A 17,689-nucleotide genomic window follows, 5' to 3' on the forward strand; every position below is an offset into this window, starting at 1 on the left:
CTGAGTGATTGCCATCAACCGCAGGATTGAAACGCCGCAATGAATACTGCTCTTACTGATCCGCTTGTTGCCCCGCGGTTGGAAATCCGCAACCTGCATCGGGAATTTGATGGCAGAACCGTTGTGGACGATGTGTCCATGACGCTGGAAGCCGGGAAGGTGACCTGCCTTCTTGGCCCTTCGGGTTGCGGCAAATCCACCACGCTGCGCATAATTGCGGGCGTGGAAATGCAAGACAGCGGCGAAATCTATGTGGATGGCAAGCTGGTCTGTGACACCATGTTCCGCGTCCCGCCCGAACGGCGCGAAATCGGGTTGATGTTTCAGGATTTTGCCCTGTTTCCCCATCTCAGCGTCGCGGATAACGTTGCCTTTGGCCTGCGCGGCAGCCGCGACGAAAAACGCGCCCGGGTAAAAGAGCTTTTGGAGCGGGTGTCGCTCACCCGTTATATTGATGAATACCCGCACGAGCTGTCAGGCGGCGAACAACAGCGGGTCGCCTTGGCGCGTGCGCTGGCGCCAAAGCCACGCATCATGCTGATGGATGAGCCGTTTTCGGGCCTTGATAACCGGCTGCGCGACGGCATTCGTGATGAAACGCTCAGCCTGTTGAAAGAAGAAGACACCGCCGTGCTTTTGGTCACCCATGAGCCGGAAGAGGCCATGCGTATGGCCGATGACATCGCGCTGATGCGCCGGGGCAAGATTGTGCAGCAGGGCGCGCCCTATAACGTCTATACCCGCCCGGTTGATAAGGCGAGCATGGCTTTTTTCAGTGATGTCAATGTTTTGGAAGCGGTTGTTCAAGGCGCAATTGTTGAAACGCCATTTGGCCAGTTTCTGGCACCGGGCCATGCGGATGGCACCGCGGTTGAGATCGTGTTTCGCCCCCAGCATGTGCGCATTGATTTTGATCGCAACGGTCGCGGCCCATTGCCCACCGCCTCAGATGGGGTGGCGGCGCGCGCGCAGGTGGTGCGGGCGCGGTTTTTAGGCCATGAAAGCCTGGTTGAATTTCGCATGGATCACGATGGCTCCATCCTCAAGGCGGTGGTGCCCAATGTGTTTATTCCTGAACCGGACCGGGTGTTGTGGCTGACGGTGCCGCGCAACCGCTGTTTTGTATTTGAGGTCTGAAACAGCACCTCTTGCGGCCCGCCAAAAAGCGCCCTGACGGGCGCTGCCTCCGGCGGGAGTATTTTTAAAAAGGTGAAGAAGACGCCTCGCATTGCGCTGCATAGTCCTGCAGCCTTTTGCCGGGCTCATCGACAAAGAGTTCCGGCAGCGCGCTGGCCTCTTCGATCAGATCCACCCGAAACACCCGGAAATCCGTGCGCGCTTCGCACCAGGCCGTCAGCGTCCAGACCCGGCCCCAATATTCCATATGCAGCGGCCGGATGGTGCGTTTGGTCAGCACCTGATCGATACGGCGGTAGCTTAGGTGCAATTTCTGGCGCGCCTTAATGGCTGCGCGTAATGTGGCCATATGGGAAAAGCCGCGCGCCGCATCCGCAAAGGGATAAACCGCAAACTTCCACGCATCCGCTTCGGCAATGGTATGGGTGGGCAGCACCGCGTCGATCTTTTCCGCCAGCGACTGCGCCGCCGCCTTAAGCGCGGGATCTGCCGCCTCGGCCACAATCGCCATGCCGAGGTTCAGCGCCTCCAGCTCTTCGGTGGTCAGATTGACCGGGGGCAGGGTGATCTGTTCGCGCACCATATAGCCGACGCCGCGCTCGCCTTCGACCGGGACGCCTGAGGCGATGAGCGTATCCATATCGCGGTAGATCGTGCGCACCGAGACCTCAAGGCGTGCAGCAATGTCCTGCGCCCGGTGTAGTTTTCCGTCGCGCAGGATCTGGATAATGTCAAACAGACGATCAGACCGGGCCATGCCCTAGCTTTGATCCAACCGCGCGCATCAGGTCAACCCCATTGAAGTCTTTCGCGTGCAGCCATTTCCCACTGCACCGGCTCATGGTGCAATGTCAGACTGTCTGCTTTGATCACCGCCATCACTTCAGGCAGAAAATCCTGCGCTTCAAAGGCTTTGCTGCCGGCCTGTGCTGTTTCCATGTCCCGCCACAGCACGATCTCGCGCCAGCGCCCATCCTCGCCCTTGCTAAGGAGGGCCATCAGGCAGCCGGGCTGCGTGTGCAAAAACGCCTCGGTCCGTTTCATCGCGGCCAGCATATCTGCGTCACTGATCCCAGTTGCGGCTTCAAAGCTGACAATCTCAACCACTTTCATCACATCTCTCCATCTTGGGTGATGGGGCGGGTGTAACGCAGACCAACTGACATAAACCTGTCAGTTGGTTTGCGCGCGTTTTAAAAAACATCTCTAAGCTGCGAAAACCACAGGATTTCTGTTTGCGCGCTCTGGTCGCGCCACAGGCGGTGCGCCTAAAGTTGGGACAACGCATTCACCGGCAGCCATAGCGCCGGTTTCAGACTTAGGAGACATCTCATGCTGAACAATATTGGCCTTCCCGGCATCCTGCTCATTGCTGTTGTGGTTTTGGTTCTTTTTGGCCGCGGCAAGATTTCATCGCTGATGGGCGAAGTGGGCAAAGGCATCACCGCCTTTAAGAAAGGCGTGAACGACAGCACTCAGGAGCTTGAGGAAGAAGCGGCAGCAGAAGCCAAAGACATCACCCCCGAGACCGAAAAAGATAAGGCATAAGCCCGCATGTTTGACCTCGGAATGACCGAAATGCTGGTCATTGGGGTGGTGGCCTTGATTGTGGTCGGCCCCAAGGATCTGCCGGTGCTGTTTCGCAATGTGGGCCGGTTTGTGGGCAAAGCGCGCGGCATGGCGCGTGAATTCAGCCGCGCCATGAATGACGCCGCCGATGAGACCGGTGTCAAAGACATGGCGAAGGGGTTGAAAACCGCCTCAAACCCCATGGGCGCGGTTTCAGACACCATGCGCGACGCGGCACAGGATCTGCGCGAAAGCTTTGATCCCACCAAATTTGGCAGCGCTGCAGATCCGGACCAGCCTGAAAACCGGCCCGAGTTTGACGCAGAGCGCGCCGCAACCGCCAAACGCATCGAGGCCGCCAGCGCCCGCGCCGCCGCCGAACGCAAGGCGCGCGAAGCCCAGGAGGCAATGGCTGCCGCCGAACAGGCCGAGGCCGCTCTGAAGAAAGACGATACATGAGCCACAGCGATGACATTGATGACAGCGCCGCGCCGCTGATCGAACATCTGGCAGAGCTGCGCACCCGGCTGATCCGCGCGGTGGGGGCCTTTATTGTGGGCATCGTTCTGGCCTTTGTGGTGGCAGAACCGATCCTGCAATTCCTGGTCGCCCCGATTGAACAGACCCTGCGTGAGCTTGGTGATCCATCCCCAACGCTGCAATATACCTCGCCGCAGGAATATCTGTTCACCTTGTTCCGGATTTCCATGGTGTTTGGCTTTGCCCTGGCGTTTCCGGTGATCGGCTACCAGCTCTGGCGGTTTGTGGCCCCCGGGCTTTACAAAAACGAAAGAGGCGCCTTTCTGCCCTTTATGATTGCCTCGCCTTTCATGTTCATCCTGGGTGCAAGCTTTGCCCAATTTGTAGTGACACCGCTGGCGATGCAGTTCTTCCTGGGTTTTGCCGACGTCAGTTCAATCTTTGCCAATCTGCTGTCATCGGCCACCGGTGACATCCCCGATGATATTGCGGTGGTGCCTGCCAGCAGCGAAGGGATCAAAATCACCTTCTTTGGTAAAGTGAACGAAAGCCTTGATATCACGCTGAAATTCATCATGGCCTTTGGGCTTTGTTTTCAGCTGCCGGTGCTTTTGACACTGATGGGCAAGGTGGGTCTGGTTAGCGCCGAAGGGCTTGGCAGCGTGCGCAAATACGCGGTGGTGGCCATTTTGGTGCTGGCAGCACTGGTAACTCCGCCGGATGTTGTGACCCAGCTGATCCTGTTCACTGTGGTTTACGGGCTTTATGAAATCTCGATCTTCCTTGTGGGCCGGGTTGAGAAGAAACGCGAAGCCAAACTGCGCGCCGAAGGCTATTACGACGACGAAGATCTGGATGAAGATCTGAATGAATAAGCTCTTCTGAGACTAAAAACGCCCCGTCCAAAGCGGGGCGTTTTTTTGCAATGGCCTAGGGTCAGTTGGCCCGCAGCGCCACCAATACCAGCCCCAGCTCATCCTCCAGCTTCTTGAGCTTGGCGATCTTTTCATCTTCCAAATCGGCAGATGTCACATCCACCTCTGCCAGTGCCACCACCGGGCTGCCAAGTTCCTGTTCCAATGATTTGATCGCGTTCAGCGTCTCACCTTCAAGTGATGCAATTGGATAAAGCATGGGCGTGTCCTTTGTGTCCGTTGTCCTGTCTCGTCTTCAGGGCAAAACCGCCCTCGCAGATAAGCTAGGGCACAGGCAGGCGCTGGCAAACAGCCCTGCAACTATCGCCACAGCCAACAATGCTTGTCGTGCCCGCCGGAACATGGTTTTAAATCGGGCAACGAAAGGACGCCCCTATGGATGACACCACATTGACCCGTATCGCGGACGCGCTGGAGCGGATGGCCCCTGCGCCGCTGGCTGCCCCTGATTTCGCCGCCGCCGAAGCCTTTGTCTGGCATGTAGAGCCCGATCAGCTGCAGCCGGTCCCACAGGTCGCGCGTGTGGATCTCGATCTCTTGGTGGGCATTGAACGGTCGCGTGATACGCTGCTCGACAATACCCGCCAGTTTGCGCAGGGCTTTGCCGCCAATAATGCGCTCTTGTGGGGCGCGCGTGGCATGGGGAAATCAAGCCTGGTCAAATCGGTGCACGGCGCGCTGATCCAAGACCACGCTGACCTGAAACTGGTTGAACTCCAGCGCGAAGACCTGCCATCGGTGGCGCGGCTGCTCAATCACCTGCGCGGCGCACCCTACCGGTTTATCCTGTTTTGCGATGACCTGTCGTTCAGCCACGATGACCAGCACTACAAAAGCCTCAAGGCGGTGTTGGATGGCGGGATCGAAGGTCGCCCGGAAAACGTACTGTTTTACGCAACCTCCAACCGCCGCCACCTGATGCCACGCGATATGATCGAAAACGAACGCTCCAGCGCGATCAACCCGTCTGAAGCGGTAGAAGAGAAAGTATCGCTCTCTGATCGCTTTGGTCTCTGGCTGGGCTTCCACCCCTGCGACCAAGACGAATACCTTGCGATGATCCAGGGCTACTGCAACGCCCATGACCTCAGCATTGCCCCGGATGTTTTACGCGCCGAGGCAATCGAATGGCAGGCCACTCGCGGCGGGCGTTCAGGCCGTGTTGCCTGGCAATTCTTCTGCGACCTCGCAGGCCGCCACGGGGTTACAGCGGGTTAGGTGTAGGGGTGGCAGAGTGTCATCCCACAGCGCAGGCCAAATCGTCAGGGTTTGGAAAAGTTTAGCCAAATGAGCGCGTTAACAGAATGCTCGTCCCCCTATGTGACGCTACCTGACAGCGGTCTGCGTCAATATGGCGAATTTCGCATGTAACATTATTGGAGTAGCGCTGCGCAGTATAAATAACGTCACAAAACAGCGTGGTATCGTACAATGGATGTGGGTTGGGTCGATTTTTTCCCTTTGGTTTTTTTTCCCTTCAAATTGATCGTGCTGGGCATCGGAATGTATTTCGCCATCAAATGGCACCATGACGAAGCCAAGAGAGACAAAGAAAAAGCAGCAAAAAACAGCTCTTCGGCTGCATAATCGGTTGGGGGTGATCCCGGATCTGCCACTGGCTTTTCTTGAGAGAGCCACCCCAAACACATCAGGGGGCCGCCCTCTCAGGCGTGCCCCCTAACATCATAAAATCACTGCGCTTTCATTTCCGTGGAAATATCAAAGCTGAGCGTGCCCACCGGCGCGGCAAAACCAAAGGGCGCAGTGTCGATTTTGGTGCTGGCGCGAAAGCCCAGCCAATCCCCTTTGTATGAGTCAAAAAACTGCGCCACCGGATGGGGGCCATTGTGGATCAGCTCCACTTTTAATGTTGCAGGCACGGTAATGCCCCGCAGCGTCACTTCACCGGCCACATCTGCGGTGGTGTCGCTGGTCTGGGTCACCCCGGTTGAAACAAAGCGAATGCTGGGATGGTCGGCAACTGAGAGAAAATTACTGCTTTTGAGATCGTCATCCAGCACCCCAACCCCCGAAGACACCGAGCCTGCATCAATCGTGACCTCAAGCGTGGCCCCATCTGGCGCGTCCAGATCGATGCTCAGCGCGCCGTCGACCCGGTCGAACTCACCATGTTGAAAGCTGACGCCTGCGTGGTCCCAGCCAAAACGCACTTCGGTATGGCCGGGGTCAGTCTTGTAGATACGGCTCTCGGCAAAGGCAGGCAGGGCGAGAGCGGAAAAAATTGCAGCGGTGATGAGGGTGCGCATGGTGTTCTCCAATGGATCGCAATAAGGTAGTTGATGTCGTCATGTAAATGGAGACCACGCCAAAACGCTAGGAGCGAATATGAACACTCACACAGACGTGACAGCCCCAGAGCCCGCACCAGATCGCGATCACGTGGCGATCTGGGTTGCGCTCAACCAGGCGCGGCTGTCTTTGCTTAGGGATGTGAACAAGCTGCTGCGGGATCAAGATCTGCCGCCGCTCACCTGGTATGATGTGCTGTGGTCGATCGAACAGCAAGGCGGCGCGGCGCGCCCGGCCGAAATCGTCAAGGATCTGCTGTTTGAACCCTCGGCGCTGTCGCATATGGCCAAACGGATGGCCGCGGCCGGATTGCTGACAATCGACACCGCCACGGATGACAAACGTGGCCGGGTGCTGCGCCTCACGTCTGCGGGGATTGAGGCGCGCCGCGACATCTGGAAAATCTACGGCAAAGCCCTTGAGCAAAGGTTGAACCCGCTGGCGCAGCTCAGCGATCCTGCCGCCGTGGCCCAGGCCCTGCGCAAGGTCAGCACTCCCGACTGATCCGCCTGCACCCAAATGCAAAAGACCCGGCAGATGCTGCCGGGCCTTGTGACTGGTTAACCTACACTTAGATATCAGCGGCGACGGCGGATAAGGCCAAATGCGCCAAGACCCGCCAGAAGCAGCGGCAGACCCGCAGGCAGCGGGACCGGAGCGGGGGCGGTGTTGTTAACTGCCAGCTTCAGCTCGTTGAACTTGAACCCTTCGTTAGAGCTGCCTTCCAGATCGGTAAAGGTGTTGCCGTGAACCAGGGTAAAGCCATCAAAAGCCGTGTCAGACAGAATGCCGATGAACGACACAAAAGGACGGCTGATGGATTGGATCTCTGCGGTTGCGGTTGCAGAATCTGTCAGCCCCAGAATGTCGCTGAACAGCCAGTTTTCACCGCCAAAGGAGACACCGATCTCGGTCACATCAAATGTGGAGGAGCCGTTGTTGTCTTCGATGTCGGTCAGGCCAAAGCCAAAGATGCTGCCGGTGTTAAAGCGAATGTCGGCACCATCGCTGCTCACCTTGTCGCTGCTGTCGACCTCACCGGTGAAAAAGCCATCGCCACTCTCACCGATCGGAGTGTTGTCACCATTGCCAAGCACATCAACAGTTGTATCTGCGCTGATTACATTGCCGGTCGAGTTACCCGCAAAGCTGCTCGCGGCACCGTCAAAGCTTTCAACAGCAAGCGCGCCTGCTGCAGCATTAAAGGCCGCGCTGTCGGTGAAGAGGGTAAAGGTTGCAGAAAAAGCCGGTGCAGCCATCGTCGTCGCCAAAGTAGCAGCTGCAACAACCGGTGCAAATTTTGAAAAAATCATTTTGTACCTATAAGTTGATCTCGTGTTACGAGGCCACCGCTACCAGCTTCATTCTCAACGGTAAGGGGAAAACAGATGCGATCTTCCCAAAGTGTTAAGGGGATGTAAAAAAGCGACTATCGGTTGTTAGGTGATAGGTTGCCAATTGGCTCAGCACGCGGGCGCGTACCTGCCGCAGGGATGCACAGCATCCATAGGGCACCCCAAAGGGATCCCCCCCGCACAAGACATGCGCCTTTGCAGCTGCAATCAGATCAGTTCAGATAAGGCAGCGGATCAACACTATCAAAACCGTTGCGCACTTCGAAATGCACATAGGGGTTTGCCTCAGAGCGCAGCGTCGCAATCGATTGGCCCCGGCGCACCTTGTCGCCTTTGTTGACCTCGATCTGATCCACATTGGCATAGACCGACAGCACTTTGGGATCGTGGCGGATCACAATGATCGGGATGCCATTGGAATCCTTGGTGATCGCCGCCACGGTTCCGCCATCGGCGGCGCGCACGGTGGAACCGGCAGGACCTGCAATATCAATGCCGTCGTTTTTGCCTTTGGAATAGGTGCGAATGATCTTGCCCTGCACCGGATAAACCATTGCAGCCGAAGATTTCTGCGTTGGTTTTGGCACATCTACCTTGGGTTTTTCCACCTTGGGTGCGCTGGCCGCGGCGGGCTCATCTTGCAGCACCAAAGGTTTGGTGGAACTCGGCGGTGTTGGGGTGTCACTGCCCGTGCCGGGCGCGGCCACCACCGCTGTTTCCGGGCGTTTGCGGGGGGCCGGGCGGTTTTTCAGCGGGATCAGCAGATGCTGACCTTCGCGGATCGAGAAATCGCTGCCAAGCCCGTTCCATTCCGCCAGCGATTTCACCGGCACCTGATAGAGGCGCGAAATGGTAAATGCCGTCTCGCCGCGCTCGACCTTATGGCGCACCGGCTCAGGCCCATCCTGCACCGCCAGCGGTCTGGAAGGCTGGCGCGGGGTCGGCTGGATCACGGTTGGGGTGACAGAACCCGGATTGTTCGATGTCAGCGGCGCGGTCTCGATCGCCTGGCCTGCAAGGGCGGCAATATCGACGCCACCGGGGGCAACCACATCAGATTGTGGCACAACATCAGGCGCACGGCGGGGCAGGGCGATCACTTCGCCTTGGCGCAAGCCATCTTCGGGCTGCATGCCGTTAAAGGCCGCAAGCTCAGACACCGGCAGGCCAATGCGGCCAGCAACCGTTGACAATGTGTCGCCGCGCTGCGCAATCGCCACCTGATATGAGGGGTAGGTGATCAGCCCGCGTTCATCGCTGGCCGGGCGGTTGCCGGTTGCAACCTGGGCGGCCTCGGCAGTGCTGAAACCACCAACGCGGCCGCGCAGATCATAATCAAGCGGGCTGCCATCACAGGCCGCCAACAGCGCCACCAAACTCAGGGCTGAAAGGCTGCGCACCGAAACTGTGCGCACAGAGGCGGAGCGTGCTGCGGAACCAAAGCACAAAGCTACGCTGCGGCGTGGGCTGTTCACTGTCATCATCGCTCTCCTCAAAAGGCGTCCTTTTCACCGAAGGAATTCGCCAGAAAACCCGATTGCCCAAAAGACGGGCAACACATTTACCTTTGTGTTCTTTAGGTGTCTTTGCCCAATCCCTCAAGCAAAGGTACAAAACGAACCTCGCGCAGCTCGTCATATTCCAGCCCATCGGCGGTTTTATGCACACGAATGAGCGATTGCACATGATCTGACTGGCCAACAGGCACAACCATTATGCCACCAACCTTGAGCTGCGCCAGCAGTGGTCCCGGTGGATCTTCGGCCGCAGCGGTCACAATAATGCGATCAAACGGGGCCTGCTCGGGCAATCCAAACGATCCATCCCCCACAAGCGAGGTGAGATTTGCAATCGACTGCGCCTCAAACACGTCGCGCGCTTCGCGCACCAGACGCGCGTGGCGGTCAATGGTGTAGACCCGGCGCGCCAGCCGCGCCAGGATCGCCGCCTGATAGCCAGAACCCGTGCCCACCTCAAGCACGGTGTCACGCGCGCTCACCTGCAGGGCCTGTGTCATCAACCCCACGACCGAGGGCTGCGAAATGGTCTGGCCGCAGGAAATCGGCAGCGGCATGTCTTCATAGGCGCGGTCCGCAAACAGACCGCGCACAAATTGCCCCCGATCCACAGCTTCCATTGCGCCCAGCACCTGCTGGTCGGTCACGCCTTTGGAGCGCAGCGCAAAGAGAAACTGCATCTGGATTTCGGGCGTCAGGCTCATTCCACAGACGTCAACGCTTCAAGCACATCATGGGCGGTGAAATCAGCCCGCATCGGCGTCACTGAGATATAGCCATCCATATTGGCGGTGGCGTCACAGGGGCCAAAGGTAGCGCTGTGCTGATCGCCACCCTTGATCCAGGTGTAGCGGCGCCCGTTTGGCGACTGGGTCTCTTCTGCCGAGAACCGCTGGCCGCTGCGCAGACCCTGCGGCGTGACTTTGATGCCTTTGACGTCTTTGGCAGCAACCGGCGGGAAGTTGATATTGTAAAACAGCTGATAGGCGCTGGAATTTGCCACATCTGCGGCCAAGATCTTTTGGATCACCGCGGCACCATGCGCAGCTGAGGCTTCAAATGCATTGGCAAGATCGCGGTTGCCCGGGCCATAGTATTGCGACAGCGCAAAAGAGGGGATGCCCTGCAACGCGCCTTCAAGTGCGCCACCCAAAGTGCCGGAATAGAGCGCGTTTTCCGCTGAATTGTTGCCGCGGTTCACCCCCGACAGGATCAGATCAGGTTTCATGTCACCAAGCACATTGTGCAAGCCCGCCAGCACACAATCCGCAGGAGAGCCTTCAGCAGCAAAGCGGCGCGGGCCAAGTTCGGAAATCATGAACGGGCGGGTGTAGCTGATGCAATGACCAACACCGGATTGTTCAAAAGCGGGTGCCACGACCCAGACCTCGCCCTCGGGGCCGGCCAGAGTGGTTGCAATCTCTTCCAGTACAGCAAGGCCAGGGGCGTTGATGCCGTCGTCGTTGGTGATCAGGATGCGCATGTCAGCTCTCTTAGAGGGGTGTTTGCAAACTGAATATGGTCTCATCCCCGTTCGGGCAAGAGGGCTGAGGCGGCAAAGCCTAGAGAATGCGCGCCAAAGCCACACAGATGGCCAAACAGTGGGCCAAACAGTGGGTTAAGCCGCGCGCCAAACAGAAGGTCTTACAGAGATGCAGCGGGGCCAGGGCTCCCGCGCCTTTGGATCAGCATCGCAGATGCTGTCCAATAAGCCTTGGGCGTGGCCTCACACTGACGTGTGAGGCGGTTGCGCGTCAAAGCCCCGAGTGGGCCAAGATGAGCGGGTTAGAAGTAGACGGTTAGAATTAGCGGGCCAGAATTTCGGGCAACAGCCGCGCTGCTTCTTCATGGGTGGTGGCCAGTGCGCTGCGGTCTTCGCCGGGGAAGAACCGGCCACGCAATGCTGTGGGCATCGGCGCGGGTGTCAGGATCTCAACCTTGGGGCCGGTGCGCGCGGTTTCCGCCTGCCAGCTTTGGGCCATTGCGATCTGCGCCGCCTTTGTCGCGCCATAGGTGGAAAAAAACTTCTGCCCCGCCTGCGGATCATCAAAAAACACCGCCTTGCCCTCAGCCCCCAAAAGCGGCGCCACATAGGGGATCAGCACGGATGTTGCGGTGGTGTTAATATCAACGCTTTTCTGCCAGTCTTTTGGCGCAATGAAATTGGCCGGTGTCAGCGGCGCTGCGTGAATGGCGGTATGGATCCACAGATCCAGCTTGCCCCAGCGGTCATGAATACCCCGGCACAGCGTCGCCATGGCATCAGCTACGGTAATATCCATCGGCGCAAGCGTTGCCGCGCCGCCTTTGGCTTTGACGCGGTCATCAAGCTCTTCAAGCGCGCCAGTGGTGCGCGCCACCGCAACAATGTGGTGGGTCGGGGCGAGGGCTTCGGCGAGGGCTGCACCCAGACCGCGTGAGGCCCCGGTGATCAATGCTAGCTGTTGTGTCATAGCTGCGTTTTTGAGCGCTCAGGCGGCGGCGGTCAAGAGCATGCGCGCAGGGTGCGACTAACTGCCGGGGATCTTCAGACGTTTGTTCTGGCCATTTTTGCTCAGGATCAGGCTCGAGCTATCGATGGCCTCAATCACCCCCGCAGACAGGCGGCTGCCGGGTTTGACCCGGCGCAGACGTCCGCTGGGAAACCGCAGCAAGGCTTCAGGCGCGCTTTCGGAGCCAAAAATACCGATCAGCACCATGCCTTGGGTCGGCAGCGCATCTGCTTGGGTGGCGGTGCGGGCAACACGGGTTGAGGTCTTGGCAGTTTTGGCGTCCATTTGGGCGATACTCTCTGGCAGAAGAAATCTGGGGCGAGCAGCTATCAGATCCTTTTGGGCGCGGTAAGAGGGGCGGCCCATGCAGGCAAAACCCAGCCGATTGTGGCGCGCAGGCTCAGCGCAAGCCTGCCCAGATGCAATCAGGCGGTGTTTTTAGGCCGGGGTATCAATCGCGGCCCGGTGTGGGGTCGCCCGATATGGAGCTGCACAGCATGGAGCCGTACGGTATGGATCTGACCCAACAGGCGGATCTGACTTATCAGGCAAAACAAGGCCAGCACGCAGGTAGCGGGATGAGCCCCTGCGATCAGTCATCATAAAGGTCAGCCATCATAAAGATCAGGCATCATAAATCAGCGACGGGATATCATGGCCATAGGCCTGCAGCATCTCCAGCAGCTCTTCAAAGCTGAGCCCACGCGCCTGCAGATTATAAAGCGCGTGTTCGGTCTCCATGATCTCATAGTCGGGATACTGGCTGTCGCAGCGCACCCGGATCCGCCCCATTGGCGGCGGCCCTTCCTGCAGCGGAATGGCATTGGCCAGCCAGGCCGGGCGGGTGCCGTAGCTTTCACTTTCCTGCATGTCGAGCATATCGAGGTAGGCGTCAAAATCTTCCTCTGACACGCTGGCCCAGGTGCTGAGAATAAACTCGGTGCCGCCGCTGTCCTGGATCGGCAACGCCAGGGTTGCGCGCAGAAACTGCAGGCTGCCGAGACGGCAGAAATCGTCGGTCAGCACATCGCCGTGTTCGCTGAGGATGGCGGAATTGTCCTGCACCACCAGCTCATCGCTGCAGATGTCAGGCCGGTCACACGACAGGCTGAGCAATTGCGAAAACGTGGCTCCACTCGACCGGCAGGTGCGGGTTGAGTTTAAGAGCCGGGCAAAATGCAGATCCAATTTCTTTCCTATCGCGCAGGCCCCGCCTGGGGCCAAAAGAAAAAGACGCTGATCGCGATCAGCGCCTTTGTATTACTGATGTGGAGCGCCTCTTACGCCGGTTCAGCCAAAGTTACAAACCCTCGTTTGAACTCGCTGACCCCGGCGTTTGGTGCGGTTTAACCCACGGCTTCCTTTTTATCTGCCCCCTCGGGCATATCCTTGATCTTGGCACTGACCCGGCTGCTGTTTTCCAGCGCGTCCAGATATTCCGGCGTAACACCGGTGATGTAGTTGCCATCAAAGCAGGAGCAGTCAAACATCTCGATCTCTGGGTTGCCCTCTTTGGCGGCCCAGATCAGATCATCAAGCTTTTGATAAAACAGCGCATCCGCACCCAGCTCTTCGCGGATCTCATCCACGCTCAGCCCATTGGCGATCAGCTCATGTTTGGTGGGCATGTCGATGCCATAGACATTGGGGAATTTCACCGGCGGAGAGGCCGAGGCAATATAGACCTTCTTCGCACCCGCTTCGCGACACATCTGCACGATCTTTTTGATGGTGTTGCCGCGCACGATGGAATCATCAATCAGCAGCACGTTCAGACCCTTAAATTCCAAAGGAATCGCGTTGAGCTTACGACGCACCGATTTCTGGCGTTCTTCCTGACCGGGCATAATGAAGGTCCGGCCCACATAGCGGTTCTTCACCAGACCTTCGCGGTAGCGGATGCCGGTGGCATTGGCCACTTCCAGCGCCACGGGACGGGCAGAATCGGGCACCGGGATGATGCTGTCGATCTCAAGCCCTGCATCCTGGATCTGTTTTGCCAGCGCTTGACCCATGCGCAGCTGGGTTTTGTAAACCGATACACCATCCAGCATGCTGTCGGGGCGTGCCAGATAGACATATTCAAAGATACAGGGCGTCAGCTCACCTTCAACCGCCTGATGGCAATGCATATTGCCATCCAGATCGATCAGGACCGCTTCGCCCGGTTTTACATCGCGGATCTTGTCAAACCCGTTGATGCCAAAGGCCACATCCTCGGAGGCAAAAGCGTAATCTTCGCCCCCATCCTGGCTGTCACGCTTGGCGACGGAGAGCGGACGAATGCCGCGCGGGTCGCGAAACGCCAGCATGCCCACACCTGCAATCATGCAGATCACCGAATAGGCACCCTGGATCCGCTCCATGGTCATTTTCACACCAGCAAAGATATTGCGGATCGGCTCACCGGCGCCGTTCACCTTGATGGCATCGGCGACCTTGTCGGCCAGAACGTTCAGCAAGATCTCTGAATCAGACGTGGTGCGCAGATGACGGCTGTATTTCGCGGTGACCTTTTCGGCCTGCTCGGCGGTATTGGTGATATTGCCGTTGTGCACGAGGTAGATGCCATAGGGCGCGTTTACAAAAAACGGCTGCGCCTCTGAGGCGCTCAATGAACCCGCCGTCGGGTAGCGCACATGACCCATGCCGATACGGCCGGTCAGGGTGGCCGCGTCTTCGGGGCCAAAGACATCTTTGACCAGACCATTGGCTTTGCGTTCGCGGAAGAATTCACCGTTGTAGGTCACAATGCCCGATGCATCCTGGCCCCGGTGCTGCAGCATCAGCAGCCCGTCGTACATCTCCGCAAAGACATCCGTGTTCCGGTTTGCGATCCCCATAATACCGCACATAGCATGGCTCCAATCCTGCTTAGGCTTTGCTGTCCGTTCGCGGCTTTCTCACCCGTGCCAAAACATGCCTGTGATCAGGCATTGTCTAACAGGCACCAGGGCCTGAAACTGCAAACTGTCCAGTATACGCAAGTCTTTATAACATCAGGTTCAGGCGTTTGGCGCGTGAACCCTTGATAAAAAGACCGGGTGGCAGCGCTTGCAGCAGCCGCAAGGCGATCAAACTCCGAATCCGTTTCCTGTGTTCGCAATCCCCATAGAACGTCTCTCGCGGGTTGTCATCAAAGGATCACAAAGAGATTGCCGCTTCCAAGGGGCCAAATACGCAAAAAAGCGCCACAAGGGCACTGTTTTGACGGTGAACTATGGGGGAGTGTGGGGGGATGTTTTAAGCCGCAAGCCCAAAAGGCAGCGCGCTGATCGCAGGGGCAGCCCAGGCACCAAGCTGGATATTGGCCGAAAGTTTTTCAACAATCTCAGAGGTATCCGGCAGATCCTGCCCGTTTGCACCGTTCACGAGCTGACGGCTTTCGTTCAGCGTCAGCATCCAATAGCCGCTCTCGGCTTCGGCGTCGGCCGCATGAAACAGCATGCCACATTCGCCCCAGATCAACTCTTCTTCGGCAAAAGTAACGTGAATGCGTGCCATGCGCTGGGGCAGGGCGGGTTTGATGCCATTGTAGCCTGCAAGGCTCACCAGCTTGGCCAGAACCACCGGCACATCAAACAGCGCGTCGGCCACATGCTCTTCCAGGGCAACAATCTGATCCGCAGGCATATCCATCGCCCGATCATTGCCAAGCGCGCCCGCAGGCACATGCATCATCGGGGTCAGGCGCGGCACCGAATGTTTCACTGCAACCACTTCCTGCAGGCCACCATCCAGAGTGCAGACCAGATCACCGGCCTTCAGGTTGCGCGCCTGCACATAACCGTGCTCACCTTCAACCATTGTATGTGGCAGCAGGCCACCGGTGCGGCTGCGCGGGGTTTCAGAAGGCTTTGCAACCGGGCGCTCAGCCACAAGATCAGCGGCCACGAATGCATCGGCTTTATAGGAAACCGGCTGGAAATCGTAGAATGCGTTCATGTGATCGAGAAACATTTGCTGCCCCTTCTGAGTGCCCGTGTTCTTGTTGAGCCTAAGTGGCACCCGAATTGGGACCGAAATGGGGCAGCCTTGCGGCCAATTTGGAAATTGTTCAGTTTTTAGTGAAAATCGCGTGATTTTTGGGAGTTTGTTAACTTTTGCCCGTGGTTTTCGACGCTGTGTTAACGATTTTGGGCCGATTTTTGCCTGTGGGTAACTCAGAATCGGATCTGCGATTCTTGTTTGTTAATAAAAGGTTAACACGGTTTGGTGATGTTAATGTTGGTAAACCTGTGATCAAAGTTTATTTGACGGCTCACTTACAAGGCCAAACAGGGCGCACAGCCTTTGAAACAGTCGCGTAAAGCCATCATAAACGCTGCGCGCGCTAGCCCCAGTGCAGATGGTTCATGCGCCCTAGGGCCGCTTATCAACCGAACGTGACTGCGCATCGCGGCGCCTGCGTCCTATGCTGTGGATGAAATTTCAAATGATCATCTATGCTGCAAAACTGGCCCCCCGTTAAAACCACACCCATCCCCCACAATGGGCTGCGCATCCGGGCGCTTGCATCAGGCTGCGCTGCTGTCTTGCTGGTGCCGTTTGGGCTTGCACCTTGTGCGGGCGCTTTGTCCAAACTCGCCACTGTTCTGGGGTGGGGAAACGCTGCAGACCTGCTGGAGCAGTTCGCCGTTTTAATGACGCTGACCCTGATTGGCGTGCTGCCGTCGCTGTTGCTGGCGGTGCCACTGGCAAGGCTCGCCATGCGATGGGGACGCGCTGGATGGCTCAGTGCGATCCTGTCGGGTGCTGTGGTGGGCTATGTGTTTTTTGCCTACATCTTAGAGCTGGAATTTCAGGGCCAGATTATCGGGACCGGGTTTGGCCTTGCCTATGGCGCGCTGTTCTGGCTCGGCGCGCGCCTCGCCGCACCAGAGGCATTTATAGTACGCGATCCGCCGGGCAAAAATATGTGAACGCCTGCGCAACCGCTGGAAAACCAATAGCCCGCTCCCTATAGTTTTGGCATGAGATTTCAAATCAGCCTCCTGGCCCTTTTGGCCGCCACCGGTGCCTCGGCTGCACCAGTTGAATTTACCGGCACCATTGGCCCTTATGCGATTGAGCTTCAGCTTGAACGCACAGGCGATCCCATAGGGGATCACGTCGAAGGCCGCTATCGTTACAAAGGCAAAACCAGTTGGATCACCCTCAATGGTGAAAGCTTTGCCAGCGATGCATTGCAGCTGGAAGAGAGCCTTTCGGGTAAGGTCACCGGGCAGTTTTATCTCAACCACACAGACCAAATCTTGCGCGGCTATTGGGTCAATGAAAGCTCTGATCATGAGGTGGAGCTGTCACCGGTCAACGGCACCACCGCTGATCTCTTTGCCCCAGCGCCACAGCCTGAGGTGAGCGATACGCTAACCGGCAAGTATGAGACAGGCCGCTATTGGGTAAATGGGCTATTTGCCCCCAATTATGAAATCGGCTTCAACGGCGGTACGGTCAATGTGGTTGAACTCTCCGCCACCCAGATCCTCGTGGGTTTTGATTTTGTGGTGGGGCCGACCTATCACTCGGCGTGGTTTCTGGGGCAGGCGGGTTTGGCCGCAGATGGCTCCTATGTGCATGACGCGGTGCTCGAAGGTGGCGATGAGCCCTGCCGCTTGGTGTTTCGCTTTGCGTCCAAAACCCTGTCGATCGAAGATAACGGCAATGGTTTCGCCTGCCAGTTCGGCGCCCGCGCGCATGCCAATTTTGATCTGCCAAAGGTCAGCAACACCGCCGAATTCACCGCGCCTTATTAAGGCCGGACATCGCACCAGAGCGGGGCGCTACAGCGGGCAGTTCTTGAAATGATGCGCGCGCCTGCCAGTCTGGAACCGCTCCTCCCGCGCCCTGTTGCCAAAGTGCCGTGAAAGCAGGTGCAACGGAAACATTCCCCC

General features: G+C 57.7%; 23 protein-coding genes. 10 read left to right on the plus strand and 13 right to left on the minus strand.

Translation table 11 applies throughout. The features are described from left to right. The first annotated feature begins 39 nt into the window (after positions 1–39). Positions 40–1,137 (plus strand): ABC transporter ATP-binding protein, encoded by a 1,098-nt coding sequence (locus GG681_RS00570; protein ID WP_153544036.1) that lies wholly within the window; start codon positions 40–42, stop codon positions 1,135–1,137. A 64-nt stretch (positions 1,138–1,201) separates the two neighbouring features. Here GG681_RS00570 and GG681_RS00575 read toward each other — a convergent pair whose 3' ends face one another. Continuing rightward, the gene (locus GG681_RS00575; RefSeq protein ID WP_153544038.1) at positions 1,202–1,894 is read right to left on the minus strand and encodes a helix-turn-helix transcriptional regulator; all 693 of its coding nucleotides are present in this window, start codon (positions 1,892–1,894) and stop codon (positions 1,202–1,204) included. A gap of 32 nt (positions 1,895–1,926) precedes the next feature. Next, entirely contained in the window at positions 1,927–2,250 is a 324-nt protein-coding gene (locus tag GG681_RS00580; RefSeq protein ID WP_153544040.1) for a hypothetical protein, read from the minus strand. Between the two features lie 219 nt (positions 2,251–2,469). Here GG681_RS00580 and tatA point away from each other — a divergent pair, with 219 nt between their 5' ends. From tatA to tatC, 3 genes are read left to right on the plus strand one after another with little or no spacing between them, the layout of a single operon-like run. Continuing rightward, a complete protein-coding gene (tatA, locus tag GG681_RS00585; RefSeq protein WP_153544042.1) occupies positions 2,470–2,685 on the plus strand; it encodes a twin-arginine translocase TatA/TatE family subunit in 216 nt (71 codons plus the stop codon). 6 nt (positions 2,686–2,691) lie between these two features. Then, a complete protein-coding gene (gene tatB / locus GG681_RS00590) occupies positions 2,692–3,165 on the plus strand; it encodes a Sec-independent protein translocase protein TatB (RefSeq protein WP_153544044.1) in 474 nt (157 codons plus the stop codon). Then, complete coding sequence (gene tatC, locus GG681_RS00595) at positions 3,162–4,061, plus strand: twin-arginine translocase subunit TatC (protein WP_153544046.1); 900 nt, start codon at positions 3,162–3,164, stop codon at positions 4,059–4,061. Before tatB ends, tatC begins: the two co-directional genes overlap by 4 nt. A gap of 61 nt (positions 4,062–4,122) precedes the next feature. Here tatC and GG681_RS00600 read toward each other — a convergent pair whose 3' ends face one another. Then, a complete protein-coding gene (locus GG681_RS00600; protein WP_153544048.1) occupies positions 4,123–4,320 on the minus strand; it encodes a hypothetical protein in 198 nt (65 codons plus the stop codon). Positions 4,321–4,496: 176 nt separating this feature from the next. On the opposite strand from GG681_RS00600, the gene GG681_RS00605 reads away from it, so the two are divergent. Together GG681_RS00605 and GG681_RS17630 are read left to right on the plus strand one after the other, a co-directional pair. Further along, entirely contained in the window at positions 4,497–5,339 is an 843-nt protein-coding gene (locus tag GG681_RS00605) for an ATP-binding protein (RefSeq protein WP_153544050.1), read from the plus strand. A 213-nt stretch (positions 5,340–5,552) separates the two neighbouring features. After that, positions 5,553–5,708, plus strand: coding sequence for a hypothetical protein (locus GG681_RS17630; protein WP_194287110.1), 156 nt, complete (start codon positions 5,553–5,555; stop codon positions 5,706–5,708). 104 nt (positions 5,709–5,812) lie between these two features. Here GG681_RS17630 and GG681_RS00610 read toward each other — a convergent pair whose 3' ends face one another. Next, positions 5,813–6,388, minus strand: a complete 576-nt coding sequence (locus tag GG681_RS00610; RefSeq protein WP_153544052.1) for a YceI family protein — start codon at positions 6,386–6,388, stop codon at positions 5,813–5,815. Positions 6,389–6,467: 79 nt separating this feature from the next. On the opposite strand from GG681_RS00610, the gene GG681_RS00615 reads away from it, so the two are divergent. Beyond that, positions 6,468–6,935, plus strand: a complete 468-nt coding sequence (locus GG681_RS00615) for a MarR family winged helix-turn-helix transcriptional regulator (RefSeq protein ID WP_153544054.1) — start codon at positions 6,468–6,470, stop codon at positions 6,933–6,935. A 74-nt stretch (positions 6,936–7,009) separates the two neighbouring features. On the opposite strand, the gene GG681_RS00620 is transcribed toward GG681_RS00615, so the two are convergent. The 7 genes from GG681_RS00620 to GG681_RS00650 all read right to left on the minus strand — a co-directional run bounded on the left by GG681_RS00620 (position 7,010) and on the right by GG681_RS00650 (position 12,983). Further along, positions 7,010–7,744 (minus strand): VPLPA-CTERM sorting domain-containing protein, encoded by a 735-nt coding sequence (locus GG681_RS00620; RefSeq protein ID WP_153544056.1) that lies wholly within the window; start codon positions 7,742–7,744, stop codon positions 7,010–7,012. A gap of 254 nt (positions 7,745–7,998) precedes the next feature. Then, positions 7,999–9,267 carry a peptidoglycan DD-metalloendopeptidase family protein gene (locus tag GG681_RS00625; RefSeq protein ID WP_153544058.1) on the minus strand — a complete coding sequence of 423 codons (1,269 nt, stop codon included), beginning with the start codon at positions 9,265–9,267 and terminating at the stop codon, positions 7,999–8,001. A gap of 95 nt (positions 9,268–9,362) precedes the next feature. Continuing rightward, a complete protein-coding gene (locus GG681_RS00630) occupies positions 9,363–10,007 on the minus strand; it encodes a protein-L-isoaspartate(D-aspartate) O-methyltransferase (RefSeq protein WP_153544060.1) in 645 nt (214 codons plus the stop codon). After that, positions 10,004–10,786, minus strand: coding sequence for a 5'/3'-nucleotidase SurE (gene surE / locus GG681_RS00635; RefSeq protein ID WP_153544062.1), 783 nt, complete (start codon positions 10,784–10,786; stop codon positions 10,004–10,006). The genes GG681_RS00630 and surE overlap by 4 nt, the downstream gene beginning before the upstream one ends. 322 nt (positions 10,787–11,108) lie before the next feature. After that, positions 11,109–11,756 (minus strand): SDR family NAD(P)-dependent oxidoreductase, encoded by a 648-nt coding sequence (locus tag GG681_RS00640; protein ID WP_153544064.1) that lies wholly within the window; start codon positions 11,754–11,756, stop codon positions 11,109–11,111. A 57-nt stretch (positions 11,757–11,813) separates the two neighbouring features. Next, a complete protein-coding gene (locus GG681_RS00645; RefSeq protein ID WP_153544066.1) occupies positions 11,814–12,080 on the minus strand; it encodes a hypothetical protein in 267 nt (88 codons plus the stop codon). A gap of 339 nt (positions 12,081–12,419) precedes the next feature. Further along, entirely contained in the window at positions 12,420–12,983 is a 564-nt protein-coding gene (locus GG681_RS00650) for a DUF2199 domain-containing protein (protein ID WP_153544068.1), read from the minus strand. On the opposite strand from GG681_RS00650, the gene GG681_RS00655 reads away from it, so the two are divergent. Continuing rightward, complete coding sequence (locus tag GG681_RS00655) at positions 12,972–13,145, plus strand: hypothetical protein (protein ID WP_153544070.1); 174 nt, start codon at positions 12,972–12,974, stop codon at positions 13,143–13,145. The genes GG681_RS00650 and GG681_RS00655 overlap by 12 nt on opposite strands. On the opposite strand, the gene purF is transcribed toward GG681_RS00655, so the two are convergent. Continuing rightward, positions 13,142–14,650, minus strand: a complete 1,509-nt coding sequence (gene purF / locus GG681_RS00660; protein WP_153544072.1) for an amidophosphoribosyltransferase — start codon at positions 14,648–14,650, stop codon at positions 13,142–13,144. The two genes, GG681_RS00655 and purF, sit on opposite strands and share 4 nt — an antisense overlap. Positions 14,651–15,038: 388 nt before the next feature. Beyond that, positions 15,039–15,755, minus strand: a complete 717-nt coding sequence (locus GG681_RS00665) for a Hint domain-containing protein (protein ID WP_153544074.1) — start codon at positions 15,753–15,755, stop codon at positions 15,039–15,041. 485 nt (positions 15,756–16,240) lie between these two features. Between GG681_RS00665 and GG681_RS00670 the strand changes: the two genes are divergently transcribed. Both GG681_RS00670 and GG681_RS00675 read left to right on the plus strand, forming a co-directional pair. Beyond that, entirely contained in the window at positions 16,241–16,717 is a 477-nt protein-coding gene (locus GG681_RS00670; protein WP_153544076.1) for a hypothetical protein, read from the plus strand. Between the two features lie 51 nt (positions 16,718–16,768). Beyond that, complete coding sequence (locus tag GG681_RS00675) at positions 16,769–17,551, plus strand: hypothetical protein (RefSeq protein WP_153544078.1); 783 nt, start codon at positions 16,769–16,771, stop codon at positions 17,549–17,551. Positions 17,552–17,689: the final 138 nt, after the last annotated feature.

Source organism: Tritonibacter aquimaris, assembly GCF_009617595.1.
GTDB classification, from domain to species: domain Bacteria; phylum Pseudomonadota; class Alphaproteobacteria; order Rhodobacterales; family Rhodobacteraceae; genus Epibacterium; species Epibacterium aquimaris.

What these genes read in the sequence shown, in the direction of transcription:
- GG681_RS00625 (WP_153544058.1), bottom strand. Translation starts at nt 9,267, where the DNA reads ATGACAGTGAACAGCCCACGCCGCAGCGTAGCTTTGTGCTTTGGTTCC.
- GG681_RS00670 (WP_153544076.1), top strand. Translation starts at nt 16,241, where the DNA reads ATGCTGCAAAACTGGCCCCCCGTTAAAACCACACCCATCCCCCACAAT.
- GG681_RS00615 (WP_153544054.1), top strand. Translation starts at nt 6,468, where the DNA reads ATGAACACTCACACAGACGTGACAGCCCCAGAGCCCGCACCAGATCGC.
- GG681_RS00570 (WP_153544036.1), top strand. Translation starts at nt 40, where the DNA reads ATGAATACTGCTCTTACTGATCCGCTTGTTGCCCCGCGGTTGGAAATC.
- surE (WP_153544062.1), bottom strand. Translation starts at nt 10,786, where the DNA reads ATGCGCATCCTGATCACCAACGACGACGGCATCAACGCCCCTGGCCTT.
- GG681_RS00640 (WP_153544064.1), bottom strand. Translation starts at nt 11,756, where the DNA reads ATGACACAACAGCTAGCATTGATCACCGGGGCCTCACGCGGTCTGGGT.
- GG681_RS00655 (WP_153544070.1), top strand. Translation starts at nt 12,972, where the DNA reads ATGCAGATCCAATTTCTTTCCTATCGCGCAGGCCCCGCCTGGGGCCAA.
- GG681_RS00630 (WP_153544060.1), bottom strand. Translation starts at nt 10,007, where the DNA reads ATGAGCCTGACGCCCGAAATCCAGATGCAGTTTCTCTTTGCGCTGCGC.
- GG681_RS17630 (WP_194287110.1), top strand. Translation starts at nt 5,553, where the DNA reads ATGGATGTGGGTTGGGTCGATTTTTTCCCTTTGGTTTTTTTTCCCTTC.
- GG681_RS00620 (WP_153544056.1), bottom strand. Translation starts at nt 7,744, where the DNA reads ATGATTTTTTCAAAATTTGCACCGGTTGTTGCAGCTGCTACTTTGGCG.
- tatC (WP_153544046.1), top strand. Translation starts at nt 3,162, where the DNA reads ATGAGCCACAGCGATGACATTGATGACAGCGCCGCGCCGCTGATCGAA.
- GG681_RS00645 (WP_153544066.1), bottom strand. Translation starts at nt 12,080, where the DNA reads ATGGACGCCAAAACTGCCAAGACCTCAACCCGTGTTGCCCGCACCGCC.
- GG681_RS00580 (WP_153544040.1), bottom strand. Translation starts at nt 2,250, where the DNA reads ATGAAAGTGGTTGAGATTGTCAGCTTTGAAGCCGCAACTGGGATCAGT.
- GG681_RS00675 (WP_153544078.1), top strand. Translation starts at nt 16,769, where the DNA reads ATGAGATTTCAAATCAGCCTCCTGGCCCTTTTGGCCGCCACCGGTGCC.
- GG681_RS00575 (WP_153544038.1), bottom strand. Translation starts at nt 1,894, where the DNA reads ATGGCCCGGTCTGATCGTCTGTTTGACATTATCCAGATCCTGCGCGAC.
- GG681_RS00610 (WP_153544052.1), bottom strand. Translation starts at nt 6,388, where the DNA reads ATGCGCACCCTCATCACCGCTGCAATTTTTTCCGCTCTCGCCCTGCCT.
- GG681_RS00605 (WP_153544050.1), top strand. Translation starts at nt 4,497, where the DNA reads ATGGATGACACCACATTGACCCGTATCGCGGACGCGCTGGAGCGGATG.
- GG681_RS00665 (WP_153544074.1), bottom strand. Translation starts at nt 15,755, where the DNA reads ATGTTTCTCGATCACATGAACGCATTCTACGATTTCCAGCCGGTTTCC.
- GG681_RS00600 (WP_153544048.1), bottom strand. Translation starts at nt 4,320, where the DNA reads ATGCTTTATCCAATTGCATCACTTGAAGGTGAGACGCTGAACGCGATC.
- purF (WP_153544072.1), bottom strand. Translation starts at nt 14,650, where the DNA reads ATGTGCGGTATTATGGGGATCGCAAACCGGAACACGGATGTCTTTGCG.
- tatB (WP_153544044.1), top strand. Translation starts at nt 2,692, where the DNA reads ATGTTTGACCTCGGAATGACCGAAATGCTGGTCATTGGGGTGGTGGCC.
- tatA (WP_153544042.1), top strand. Translation starts at nt 2,470, where the DNA reads ATGCTGAACAATATTGGCCTTCCCGGCATCCTGCTCATTGCTGTTGTG.